The organism is Campylobacter concisus (assembly GCF_002092855.1).
Taxonomy (GTDB): Bacteria; Campylobacterota; Campylobacteria; order Campylobacterales; family Campylobacteraceae; genus Campylobacter_A; species Campylobacter_A concisus_AI.
The window spans coordinates 152,467-164,814 of record NZ_LVLC01000012.1 but is presented as its reverse complement, the minus strand read 5'-3'; the positions used below and the strand labels follow the sequence as shown (position 1 = coordinate 164,814).

Below are 12,348 nucleotides of genomic sequence, written 5' to 3'. Positions count from 1 at the left end.
CTTTTTAAAGCAAATATTATTCCTTTACGCTTACAAAATTTACTATTTTTACCTCTTGGCTCTCTTTGCAAGCCTCCAGCGCGGCTGCATTTTTCACCATATGAGCGCTTTTCATATGCTCTTTTTGGCTTGCAAGATCTTCCCAAATCTCCATAAAGCAGTACTCGTTTTTACCGCCCGCAACCATGCCGCACTCGTAGCTTATGCAGCCTTTATCTTTTCTTGAAGCTGGCACTATCTCTTTTAAAATTTCTTCAAATTTCGCCTCACACCCAGCCTTTAACTTTACATTTACATAAAATCCAATCATCTGCCCATCCTTTAAAAAAATTTGGCTAAAATAGCGCAATTTAGACGCAAGTTTGCGTATTACATTACAAGGTCTTTAAACGATGAAATGATACAAAACCCTAAATTTATAATTTCTAAAACCAACCAAAAATAATAAATTTAACCAAAATCGGAGAAAGAATGAAAAGACGAGACTTTTTAAGATTAAGCGCATTAGGCGCAGCTAGCCTTCAAGCAAAAGAGCTTGGCAGCGCAGAGCAAGCGTTATTTGACAAACAAAGCGGACTAAGCGCAAATAAATTTGGCCCATTTTATGTAAAAACGATCGCAGGTCGCGTGGTTGAGACCGTACCATTTGAGGGCGATGCTTATCCAAACGAGCTAAATAACGCAGTCATTGACTACATCCAAAACGAGAGCAGAGTAAAATATCCATTTGTTAGAAAGAGCTTTTTAGCCAATCCAAACAACCCAAAACCAGAGCTTCGCGGTAAAGAAGAATTTGTGCGTGTGAGCTGGGACGAGGCTATAAAGCTAAGTGCAAAAATTTTAAAAGAAAATTTTGATAAATACGGTGCTGAAGCGATCTATGGGCAGGTTTATCAGTGGGGTAGCCTTGGTAAGGTTGGTCACAGCCAAAAGACCGCAAAAAGGCTACTTAACGTGCTTGGCGGCTACGTAAATGAGCTAGGTGGCTACTCATACGGCGCAGCGACTGTCATCATGCCTCACGTCACTGGCTTTGTCGATCCTGCGCTAGCGCCAACAAAGTGGGAGGCGATCTTAAAAAATGCCAAAACGATCGTATTTTGGGGCACAAACCCAGTCGTTTCAAACAAGATCGCCATTGGCGTGCCGCTTCACAACTCATATAAATACTATGATGAGATCAGAAAAAAAGGCGCGAGTGGTGAGATGAAAATTTATAGCATCGATGTTTATCACAACGATAGCGCAAAATACTTTGACTCAAAATACCTTGAAGTCGTGCCTTGCACCGATACGGCGATGATGATAGGTATGTGTAACTACCTTTATGAAAAAGGGCTTTACAACAAAGAATTTATAGAAAAATACACAGTTGGCTTTGATAAATTTAAAGAGTACATGCTTGGCAAAACTGACGGGGTCAATAAAAACCTAGCTTGGGCAAGTAAGATTTGTGGCGTTAGCGAGCAAGATCTTGCGAAATTTAGCGAAGATCTAGCTAAAAATGATTCAGTTATAGTTAGTGGCTATGCCATACAAAGACAAGATCACGGCGAGATGGCATACTGGGCGCTTGTGACGCTAAATGCGATGCTTGGACACATCGGCAAAGAGGGTTGTGGCTTTGTCACAAATGACGGTATGCACAAAAATGCTGATGAGAGCTTCATAGCACCTAAACTAGCGGCGTTTGAGACAAAGGTGCCTCAAAAATTTATTGATAGCGGGCTGGTACCAAAGACAAAGGGCTACGAAATGCCAAACTCAAGGCTCATAGACGCACTTCTAAGCCCAGGCAAGGAGATAACAAGAAATGGCAAGAGCTATAAACTACCAAAGATCAGAGTGATGTTTAATGCCAATGGCTCGACTTTCACAAGGCATCCTGACGCAAACAGGGCGATAAAAGCTATGCGAAACGTTAATGCTATCATCACTTGCGAGCCGTTTTGGACAAGTACAGCTAAATTTAGCGACATCGTCCTGCCAGCTTCACTTGAGTACGAGCGAACTGACATTGAGATGGCAAATTCAACGAGCGAGTATCTATTTGCACTAAAACCGCTTGTTAAGCCATTTGGCGAGAGCAAGAGTGACTTTGAGATCGCAAGGCTGATCGCCAAAGAGTGGGGCAGGGAAGAGGCATTTAGCGAGGGTAAAAGTGAGCTAGAGTGGGTCAAGACAATATATGAAGATGCCGTTAAAAAGGCTACCGAGCTTGGGTATGAGAGTATGCCTAGCTTTGAGGAATTTTGGGAGAAGAGATATTTTAGATTTGACAAGATCGATGAGAAAAAACGTTACTTTACAAACTATAAGAAATTCCGCGACGATCCAGTGGCAAATCCGCTAAAAACGCCATCTGGCAAGATAGAAATTTACTCTGAAACGGTCGCTGGCTTTGGCTATGATGACTGCCCACCGCATGCAGCTTGGCTTGAGCCATTTGAGTGGCTTGGCGCAAAAAATAAAAAATATCCTATCGCAATTAGCGGCGCACACTCTAAATTTAGGCTTCACTCACAGCTAAATAACTCCGTGCTTCGCAACTTTAACGAGATCGCAGAGCGCGAGCCAGTGCTAATAAATCCAAAGACAGCCGAAGCTAGAGGGATAAAGATGGGCGACGTGGTGCGCGTGTTTAATGATAGGGGTGAAATTTTGTGCGGTGCATTTGTCACCGAGGACGTGCCACAAAATGTCGTAATAGTAAGCGAAGGTGCTTGGTATGACCCTGAAAAACCGGGCGAGAAGAGCCTTTGCTTGCACGGAAACTTAAACGTGCTCACAAAAGATGTGCCATCAAGCAAGATGAGCCAGAGCAACACCGCTCACACAAGCCTTGTGAATGTCGAGAAATTTAAAGGCGTGCCAAAGCGCGTGACAGCATTTGACGCACCAAAGATTAGCATAATGCACGCATAAAACAGAAGCTATCCTTAAATGGATAGCTTCTAAGCTTTAAAAATTTTATTTATCTTAATAGCAATGAATTTTCACAAAGCTCTTCAATCTTTGAAATCTGCTCTTTAACTCTTGTTTTTAAGCCATCAAGCATTGCTATTTTTAAAGTATAAATTTTATTAAAATCGCTTTTTATATCAAGCAAAATTTTATTTAAAAACGAGCTGTTTGAGCACATTAAAGCTTCAAACTCATAAAGACTAAACGCATCAAGCATACGCTCATAGACATCTTTTGCACTTGGAATATAAAGTGGTGTATTCATCTGTAGATGCGACTCTAGCGTCTTTTCTATCTTTTGTTTTATAAAATAAACCGCGAGTTTGAGTGCGTTTTCATAGTTTGAGGCTAGCTTTATATCAAGCTTTTCAAAAAACAAAGAGACCTTTTGTATGGCCTTAAATTTAGCCGTTTCATACTCTCTTAAAAAATTTTCATATGTCCGTCCGGCATAGGTATTTATGGATTTTGTTTCGTAAGCCAAGACTTGATCATCAAAGCTAGCGTAATTTTCATAGCGAGATTTATATATTAAAAATTTATCCTCTAAATTTTTATAAAGCTCATTAAACGCTGAGGTTGTTGCATTTTCTAGCTCTTTTAGATCTTTTTTGTAGCGTTTAAAAAATTTATTAAAAACCACATCTTCGTAGATAAGTTTTGAAAAGACTTCGTCGCTATCAAGACTTATTACCTCAAAATTTTCACGCTTATAAATTTCTTTGTTTAAAAGCGTCTTTGAAGCGTTAAATTTTGTCTTTGAAAATGGCTTAAGTAGCTTAAATACCTCATCAGCAGCAAGTTTTATAACTTCACTCATTTGACTATAACTTAAAGCGATCTTTGGCTTAAACTCCTCTTTTATCGCCTCCAGCCTCTCATCTAATGAGCCACTAAATTCATCTAAAATAAACCGCGCATTATCATAAATTTCTAGATGTTTTTCTTGCTCGTTAGTTAGGAGTTTTACGATCTTTTTTACCCTTGCTTTTATGAAATTTTCTTTAAAGCTCTTGTCTAAAAAGCACTCTTTAATAGCCTTTAGAGCTTCGTTAAAATTTGAAGCTTCAAGTAGGCTTTTGTCATTATTTGTGATTCCAAGGAGTGCTTGCTTTGACGAGATAGCGATGATATCCTCAAAAAGCTCGCCATAAGTTTGCCTAGCGTGTTTTAGCAAACTTTCAAGCTCCTCCTCGCTTAGTTTGTCTTTTTGGTTGATTAGGCAGATCGCTTTTAGATCATTGGCTTTTAAAATTTCTTTGATACTTTCAAGCTCGCTAGCCTTTGCAGCATTGTTTGCAAGGCTTAGCCATATCGCACCACTAACCTTTTTTAGCGTATTTTTTGTCTCTTTTGTGTCAGCATCTCTTAGCGAGTTTAGGCCAGGAGTGTCGATGAAATTTATCTCTTTTAAAATCTCACTTGGCGCATAAAGCGTCATGCCAGAAACTTGTTCGCCTAACTTATTTAGCTCGGCTAGATCGCTACTTGCTAGCAGGCTTTCGCTATCGTTTATAAATTTCACGCTTAGAAGTGGCATCTTTGCAAATTTTAGCCTCACAGCCTTTGCGGTGACTGGAGTTAGTCCTGACGGCAAGATATCTTGGCCAAGAAGTGCGTTTAAAAACGTTGATTTCCCACTTGAAAATTGACCGATAACAGCTATTAGCGGCGGTTCATTTAGAGTGTCTATTAGTAAATTTAAGCTCTCTTTTATCTGCTCGCTTATATGCAAGCTAGGATCGTTTAGATTATTTACGAGCCTAGCTAGCTCGCCCTTAAAATCATTTGTAAAGACCTTAAAATATCTCGCTTTGTAGGCATTTATAAACTCATTAAACATTTTTAATATCCTCTAAAAGTGAGTAAATTTCATCTTGCAAGGAGGTCTTTTGTTTAAGCTTTAAAATCGAGCTTTGATTTTGTAAATTGAGCTCATTAAGTTTTTCATTGAGTACTAAAAGCCTTTGGTTTAGAGTCTCTTTTTGGCTCATCTCATAAGCTTTTACTCGCTCTTTTAGCAGCTTTTTTTCGTGTTCTGCTAGCATCTCACAAAACTGCGATATGCTTTTATTGTTAAGTAAATTCTCTCTTAAACTTAAAAGTGCCTCATCTGGCTCATTTTTACTTAAAATTTTAGCTTCAAGTTCATCTAAAAGCTCGCTAAAATCAAGCTCCACACCCATTTGCTTTAAAAAGTCATTTATACTAAAAATTTTATTTTCACTCACCTTAAAGCCATCAAAGCTTAAAGCGATATTTTGCTCGCATGACTTTGTCTGCACCAAAGTTTCATTTCTGGCCTCTCTCATGAGTGCCGCAACTCCGTCACAAAGTGTAGTTTTTGCTATTTGTGTAAGACGCTTTAGATTTAAATTTTCTCTTTTACTTTTACAGTAAGCAATCTCACTCTTAAGCTTTTCATTTAGATTTTGCAGTAACGCTTCAAGCCCCATTTTATAGATATCTTTTGCATTTTTATCATCTAGTTTTTTTAGCTCGCTTTCTAAAAGCCTTTCAAGTTTTGTGAAATTTTCATTAAGAGAATTTTTGATATTTGCTTGCTCGTTTTGCAAAGCTTCTAGCTCTAAACCAAATGCTTTAAGCTCTAAAATTTCAGCCTTTGTGGCTTCGAGTTTTGTTTTTAAAATATTTTGCAATTCTTTTTGATATGAGCTTAAAATGAGAGCTGATTTTTTAGAGTCTTTACCAAAAAGCACATCGTAAAGATACTCTTTAAACTCCGGCACGCCACTATTTAAAGCACCATCAAGATAAGCTTTCGCGCTAAGGGCAAAATAATCTATCTTAATGTCATTTATCTGCTCACCGATCGCCTTTTTTACGTAGTTAAGCGTTTCATTAATACCCTTTGCGTCTAACTCGTCAGCATGAGTTAGCACGATAGCAACTCTTACGATGTGTGAGTTTTCAAGGCATTTTTTCAAAAATAGTGCGTCCTTTTGCGTTGCACTTTGCGAAGCATTCATGAGATGAGCCAAAAGGTCGCACTCTTTCATAAAATTTGTAGTTATTTGCTCTCTTAAAACGATCGCATCATCTATGCCCGGAGTGTCTATAATGCAGACATTATCTCTTAAAAGCTCCAAGTCATCATAAAGCTCAACGCTTTTTACGAGATTTGCCGTTTTTGAGCTTGAAGATGTATAGTTTTTTATCTCATCTAGGCTAATCTCTACGCTACTAGCTGGTAAATTTTTGCTTGAAAGTCCAAGCTTTTCTAGCTCGTCTGGGCTATAAAAATTTACCTTTGCATGGCTATTTGATGCGTGCTTTAAGATGGTTAAATTTATGGTCTCAGGCACATTTGAAGTGCCAAGGATGGATTTATTTAAAAGCGCATTTAAAAGCGTTGATTTGCCAGAGTTTATGATGCCGCTTACTGCGATGTTAAAAAGTGTTTCATTTGATCTTTTTTTGGCGTTTTTTAAAGCTAGTAAAAATTCTTTATCTTCATCAAGCATGCTTGCTTTTTCATTTATCTCGTTTAGAAAATCTAGGCTCTTGTGAAAGTGATCTTTTGGCTTTACATTAGAAATTTCAGCTTTATTTTGATTTGAGTTTTTGCTTATAAATTTTATTAAAAAATCAAATTTTTCATGGCTAATTATCTTTTCGTCACGTAGCTTTTGTAAGTAGATTATGAGTTCATCGCTTAAAATTTTTGCCTCATTTAGTGCTTTTAGCGTGGCTAGCTGAGCACTTTGTATGCTAAAGATATCAAGTCCAACGCCTAGCTTTTTTAAGATAGTTCTAAACTCGGCAAGAGCCATAAACTCATCCAAATTTTTCTCATCACAAGATAAAAGAAGCGCCAGTAGATCTGGGTAGAAAGGCACGCTCGCATTAGTGTTGGCGTAAATTTTATTTAAATGCCAAGCGTGATTTAAAAACTCGTCCATTAAAGATTCTTTTTTTTAAAATTTTTTAGATTTTATTACGTTTTTACTTACGAAGCTATCAAGATTTAGGCGCAAAATTTTATGTTTTTAAAAAGTTTAATTTAACTCAAGCTTTTTAAAGCTAACTCTTGGGTTTATATTTAGCTCGCTATGGTTTACAAACTCGCCTTTTAGGTACTTCTCACGTCCCGCTCTTGCTATCATTAAGGCGTTATCAGAGCAAAACTCAAGTGGAGCTAGCAAAAGCTCGCACTCGTTTTTTTGACAAAGCATCTCAAGCCTTTTTCGTAAATTTAGATTTGCACTTGCACCGCCAACTACGCCAAAACGCTTAAAATTTCTTAAACAAAAGACCTTTTCAAGCTTGTTTAAAATGTGCTCACAGGCAGTATTTTCAAATGCGTAGCAGATTTCAGCGATATCCTTTTGTGTGATATTTTCTAGCTTTGAAATTTCGACTCTGACTTGGTTTTTAAGCCCTGAAAAACTATATTCAAGGCGTTTATCGTGAAGAAGTGGAATGGTAAAATGAAACCTCTCTTTGTCTTTGCAAAGTAGGGCATTTTGCTGAACTACGGCACCGCCTGGATAGCCAAGATCAAGCATTTTAGCAACCTTGTCAAAGCTCTCACCAAAGCTATCATCGCTAGTGCTTGCTAGCTCAGTGATTTCACCATTTTCGTCAATCTCTAGGATCATCGTATGCCCACCACTTACTAGCAGGACGCCAAGTGGAAAGGTGGCTTCGCAATCTAAAAATAGTGAGTAGATGTGACCAACTAAATGATTTACGGCAATTAGCGGGATATTAAGAGCAACGCTTAATGCTTTTGCCATGCTGACGCCACCTATTAGGCTCACACTAAGACCCGGCTCATTTGTTACAGCGATCGCTTTTATTTCTTTAAAATTTGGCAAGATATCCTCTAAAAGTGCCGGTAGTGCCTTTGTATGAAGTCTTGCTGCAAGCTCAGGAACCACGCCACCAAAGATAGCGTGCTCCTCCTCTTGAGAAATTTTTTTATAATAAGTCTTCTCTAAAGTGCGTTCATCTATTAGTGCGACCGAGCTATCATCGCAGCTACTTTCGATGCCAAGTATCATCTAAACTCCGCTAAGATCATGCCAGCAAATTTCTCTTTGCCATCTTCGTTTTTATAAAACTCGACTCTATAAATTTTGCCATCTTTATCGATGCTATAGCTTTTATTTAGGCTATTTTTAGCCACTTCTTGCTCGCTCTCATCTATACTTTTTGTGCCATATCCTATGACGTTTACGCGCACGTTTTTAAGTGATTTTATTTTAAAGCTCTTTTTCACGCTAAATTTATCGCCACTTTTTAATTTAAACTCGCTACCGTCGCTTATTAGTAAAATTTCCTCAAGTGGCTTTGCAAACTCAAAATATTGTGGTTTTAATCTAGTAACAAAGCGGTTGCCGTATTGCACTTTGAAGCTACCATTTTCTTTTATGACGGCTATTAGCGGATTTGGTGAGCTGTAATTTAACTCGCCTTTTTTAAGCGGGACAAAATTTATTAAAGGCTTTAGATTTTTAAGACTTATCGCGTATGAATTTTCAAGCTCGAGTCTAATCTCTTTTTCGATTGCCTTTTTTACGCTTTTAACATCAAGATTAAACGGCCTAGTAAAGCTAATGCCAGCCTTTTTCATATATTCTTCAATGGCGATTAGATGGTAATAAGTCCTTTGCTCGGCGTTTAAATTTTTACTAGCTTCGTTTGCAAAGGCTGATTTATTTTGAGTGATAGCATAGTAAGTTAGGCTTTTTAGCATCTCTTTATCACCCATTGCAGTATGCGTATTTTTGATGTGATACTGGTGTTTTTGATCTATTAGATGCTTATTTAGCACATCTTTTACGCTTGAGGCGATACTTTCAAGCTCTGGATATTTTGAGCCAGGAAGCGTGCTTTGATCTATTATGCAAGTATTGCCCCATTTATCTGGATTTTCGTCTTTATTTATAAATTTATCTCTGTAATAGCCACTTCCATCGTGTAAATTTAAGATGAGCGTGACGTTTTTATCGGTGATGACATCTTTTATCTTCATTACTGAGTTATAGTCTGGATCGTTTTTATCGACATGGGCAAATTTTCTATTCATATCGCCTTTTGTGCCACGACTTCGCTCGATTATGCTTGGGAAATTTAAATTTGGCACGACCCAAAGCGAGCCTTTTGTGATGTTGTAGTCGGTGGCTACGATAGAGGCTGCCAAAAATCCACCTGGCTCATCGCCTTGAATGCCACCGATTAACAACATCGTGTTTTCGCTTGGCTCACCTTTTTTGATAAGCGCATAGTCTAAAGTATTGGCTAAACTAGCAGTGGCAAAGGTTAGTAAAAAAAGTAAAAATTTACGCATTAATATCCTTCGTAATGCTTTGTTTTTGGTAAAAGCAAATTTAAAACTATGCCAGTAACTGCACCAAGTCCGATACCTGAAAATTTAACCGCTCCAAGGTCAAGCACCATGCCACCGATGGCAAAGATGAAGATGAGGGCTACGATTATCATATTTCTAGGGTCTGCAAGATCGACTTTATTTTTTATAAGTGTTTCCATACCAACGCTTGCGATGATGCCAAAAAGTAGCAGCATGATACCGCCGATGACTGGGGCTGGGATAGTTGAGAGCACCGCTCCTAGCTTACCAACGAAGGCTAGTACGATGGCAGTGATCGCTGCAAAGGTCATGATCGCTGGATTATAAGCTTTTGTAAGGCTAACTGCGCCTGTGACCTCTGAGTATGTAGTGTTTGGCGGGCCACCAAAAAAAGCAGCAAGCGAAGTGGCAAGACCATCTCCAAGGAGCGTGTTTTTAAGGCCTGGATTTTTTAGAAAATCTTCTTTTGTAACATTTGATATAGCAAGCATATCGCCTATGTGCTCGATCGCTGGAGCGATGGCGATAGGTATCATATAAATGATCGCTTCAAACTCAAATTTTGGTGTAGTGAAATTTGGCATTCTAAACCAAGGTGCATTAAAGATAGGAGTAAAATCAACCATGCCAAAGCAGTAAGCTACGATGTATCCGGTGATAATACCAAGCAAAATAGGTATAAGCCTAAACATGCCACGTCCAAGCATCATCACTAAAATAGTAGCCACTAACGAAATGCCAGCGACGATCATCGCCTCATTTTGGGTATAAATTTCAGTAGCTGATGTTGCCATTTTGACGGCATTTGGAGCAAGGATAAGGCCTATTGTCATGATGACAGGTCCAACGACAACTGGAGGCAAAATTTTATGCAAAATTTTCTCTCCGCCAAATCGGACCACGAGGCTTAAAACAACGTAGAAAAATCCAGCAAATATAACGCCCCCCATCGTCACGGCTATGCCCCATTTTTCGATACCGTACTGAAGTGGCGCGATAAAAGCAAAGGAGCTTGCTAAAAAAATAGGCGGAACATTTTTCCTAGTGATTAGCTGAAAAAGTAGCGTGCCAAGACCGGCTGTAAAGAGAGCTACATTTGCATCTAGCCCCGTAAGTATCGGCACTAATACCAGTGCACCAAAGGCGACAAATAAAAACTGAACGCCAATTAAGCTTTGTTTGGGATCAAATTTATAACCCTCATACCTTTGCATTTAACATCCTTTTTGCGTAATTTCTAACTTCTTTATCAGCTTCAAAAATTTCATCAATATTTGAAATTTTAATATTTCTAAAATTTTTAACAGAGCTTAAAACGAGCTTTGAGATATCCAAAAACGAGCATTTTTTCTCTAAAAAGCTAAATACTCCAATCTCATTTGCAGCATTTATCACTACACCTAGATCAGGGTTTGCTAGTACTTCATCTTTTAGCGAAAAAATGGGATATTTTTTAAGGCTTATTTTATGAAATTTTATATTTTTTAGATCAAGTAAATTTGCATGTGAAACGATATTTTCACTGATATTTTCAAACATAGCATGAGCGATAGCTAGCTTCATATCAGGTCGCGAGAGGTGCATCGTACTTGAGCCGTCTATAAATTCAACTACGGCGTGTATCGCAGAAGTTGGTTCTATCACAGCCTCGATCTCCTTGACGCCATAAAGCCAGTAAGCTTCCATCACCTCAAAAAGCTTATTTGCCATCGTCGCACTATCAATAGTGATCTTTGCGCCCATATCCCAGTTTGGATGCTTCAAAGCATCACTTGGTGTGGCGTCTTTTAGAAATTTGATCGGCTTTTTATAAAATGCGCCGCCACTTGCTGTGATGATGAGTCTTTTTGGTGCAGTTTTGTTTTCTAGTAGAAATTTAAGCCCAAAGTGCTCACTGTCTATTGGTGAAATTTCTCTAGTTTTTAGAAATTTGCCTCCAACAACAAGGCTCTCTTTGTTTGCAAGTGCAAGCCTTTTGCCAAGAGTTTGCGTCTTTAGGCTAGGAGCAAGGCCAGCAAAGCCAACAAGGGCGTTTATTACCTTTTTTGAGCTTGAAATTTCTAGCATTTGCAGCAGTCCAGCCTCACCAAAAAAGATATTTTTAGCTTCTATGTTTTTTATATTTTTAGCTAGCTTTTCATCGCCTACGCAGACAAATTTTGGTTTAAATTTTAAAATTTGCTCATTTAGTAAATCTACATTTTTAGCGCAGCTTAACGCCTCAACCTCTACGCCAAATTTTTGGCAAAGATTAAGGGCGTTTTTGCCGATTGAACCAGTTGAGCCAAGTATTACCACGAGAGCGACCAAAGTAGAGCGACTACGCCAAATAAATAGCCATCTATCCTATCAAGCATGCCGCCGTGTCCTGGGAAGAGCGAACCACTATCTTTGACACCGCAAAGTCTTTTTAAATAGCTCTCAAACAAATCTCCCCAAACCGCAAACACGCAGACTAAAAAGCTTGAGAATAAAATTTGGAAAAATCCTTCAGTTACAAAATTTCCAACAATGCAGCCAATTACAGTGCCTATCGCCACACCGCCTGCTGCACCTTCGATTGTTTTATTTGGTGAGCTTGGGCTAAATGGATGTTTGCCAAACATTTTGCCAACAAAAAATGCACCACTATCGCTTGCAACTACGCTTAAAATAAGCCATACAAGATAGCCTACGCCATACTCTGAGTAAAGCATCCACATCATAAAGATCGGCGTGGTCGGATAGACAAAAGGTGCGACTAGTTTTAAATTTTCACTTTTTATGTGAGCTAGGATCGAAGCAATCAGCATGATAGCAAGGATCGCTATGAATATTGGATTTGTAAAATATGTAAGCACGTAAAAAGCAAGTGCGGCAAAAACTAGCTGTTTGTGATCGATATTATAAAGCTTGAGCGACTCATTAAATGCAAAATAAAGCACAGCGCCGAGCAAGATAAAATTTAAAATATAATTATCAATAAAAAAAACTACTAAAATAGCAACAAACATCAAAACGCCAGTGATTATGCGAGATTGCATATCCTCTCCTTAAAATCGTTATTT

Annotated in this window: 9 protein-coding genes; 1 reads left to right on the top strand and 8 read right to left on the bottom strand. The window is 38.4% G+C overall.

Annotated features, from left to right (window positions below; genetic code table 11):
- Positions 1-16 precede the first annotated feature (16 nt).
- Positions 17-310 (bottom strand): putative quinol monooxygenase, encoded by a 294-nt coding sequence (locus A3223_RS05140; RefSeq protein WP_084109416.1) that lies wholly within the window; start codon positions 308-310, stop codon positions 17-19.
- A 161-nt stretch (positions 311-471) separates the two neighbouring features.
- Between A3223_RS05140 and A3223_RS05135 the strand changes: the two genes are divergently transcribed.
- The gene (locus A3223_RS05135) at positions 472-2,925 is read left to right on the top strand and encodes a molybdopterin-dependent oxidoreductase (protein ID WP_084109415.1); all 2,454 of its coding nucleotides are present in this window, start codon (positions 472-474) and stop codon (positions 2,923-2,925) included.
- A 49-nt stretch (positions 2,926-2,974) separates the two neighbouring features.
- On the opposite strand, the gene A3223_RS05130 is transcribed toward A3223_RS05135, so the two are convergent.
- From A3223_RS05130 to A3223_RS05100, 7 genes are all read right to left on the bottom strand, one after another.
- Complete coding sequence (locus A3223_RS05130) at positions 2,975-4,807, bottom strand: dynamin family protein (RefSeq protein WP_084109414.1); 1,833 nt, start codon at positions 4,805-4,807, stop codon at positions 2,975-2,977.
- Positions 4,800-6,887 carry a dynamin family protein gene (locus A3223_RS05125; protein ID WP_084109413.1) on the bottom strand — a complete coding sequence of 696 codons (2,088 nt, stop codon included), beginning with the start codon at positions 6,885-6,887 and terminating at the stop codon, positions 4,800-4,802. The genes A3223_RS05130 and A3223_RS05125 overlap by 8 nt, the downstream gene beginning before the upstream one ends.
- A 96-nt stretch (positions 6,888-6,983) precedes the next feature.
- Complete coding sequence (tsaD, locus tag A3223_RS05120; protein ID WP_084109412.1) at positions 6,984-7,991, bottom strand: tRNA (adenosine(37)-N6)-threonylcarbamoyltransferase complex transferase subunit TsaD; 1,008 nt, start codon at positions 7,989-7,991, stop codon at positions 6,984-6,986.
- A complete protein-coding gene (locus A3223_RS05115) occupies positions 7,988-9,280 on the bottom strand; it encodes a M99 family carboxypeptidase catalytic domain-containing protein (RefSeq protein ID WP_084109411.1) in 1,293 nt (430 codons plus the stop codon). Before A3223_RS05115 ends, tsaD begins: the two co-directional genes overlap by 4 nt.
- A complete protein-coding gene (locus tag A3223_RS05110) occupies positions 9,280-10,515 on the bottom strand; it encodes a uracil-xanthine permease family protein (RefSeq protein ID WP_084041193.1) in 1,236 nt (411 codons plus the stop codon). Before A3223_RS05110 ends, A3223_RS05115 begins: the two co-directional genes overlap by 1 nt.
- Positions 10,502-11,611: a 1-deoxy-D-xylulose-5-phosphate reductoisomerase gene (gene dxr / locus A3223_RS05105; protein ID WP_084109410.1), complete on the bottom strand. Its 1,110-nt coding sequence runs from the start codon at positions 11,609-11,611 to the stop codon at positions 10,502-10,504. The genes A3223_RS05110 and dxr overlap by 14 nt, the downstream gene beginning before the upstream one ends.
- Positions 11,593-12,324 (bottom strand): phosphatidate cytidylyltransferase, encoded by a 732-nt coding sequence (locus tag A3223_RS05100; protein ID WP_084109409.1) that lies wholly within the window; start codon positions 12,322-12,324, stop codon positions 11,593-11,595. Before A3223_RS05100 ends, dxr begins: the two co-directional genes overlap by 19 nt.
- Positions 12,325-12,348: the final 24 nt, after the last annotated feature.

Coding starts and splice junctions, on each gene's coding strand:
- A3223_RS05110 (WP_084041193.1), bottom strand. CDS start 10,515: ATGCAAAGGTATGAGGGTTATAAATTTGATCCCAAACAAAGCTTAATT.
- A3223_RS05100 (WP_084109409.1), bottom strand. CDS start 12,324: ATGCAATCTCGCATAATCACTGGCGTTTTGATGTTTGTTGCTATTTTA.
- tsaD (WP_084109412.1), bottom strand. CDS start 7,991: ATGATACTTGGCATCGAAAGTAGCTGCGATGATAGCTCGGTCGCACTA.
- A3223_RS05135 (WP_084109415.1), top strand. CDS start 472: ATGAAAAGACGAGACTTTTTAAGATTAAGCGCATTAGGCGCAGCTAGC.
- A3223_RS05140 (WP_084109416.1), bottom strand. CDS start 310: ATGATTGGATTTTATGTAAATGTAAAGTTAAAGGCTGGGTGTGAGGCG.
- A3223_RS05115 (WP_084109411.1), bottom strand. CDS start 9,280: ATGCGTAAATTTTTACTTTTTTTACTAACCTTTGCCACTGCTAGTTTA.
- A3223_RS05125 (WP_084109413.1), bottom strand. CDS start 6,887: ATGGACGAGTTTTTAAATCACGCTTGGCATTTAAATAAAATTTACGCC.
- A3223_RS05130 (WP_084109414.1), bottom strand. CDS start 4,807: ATGTTTAATGAGTTTATAAATGCCTACAAAGCGAGATATTTTAAGGTC.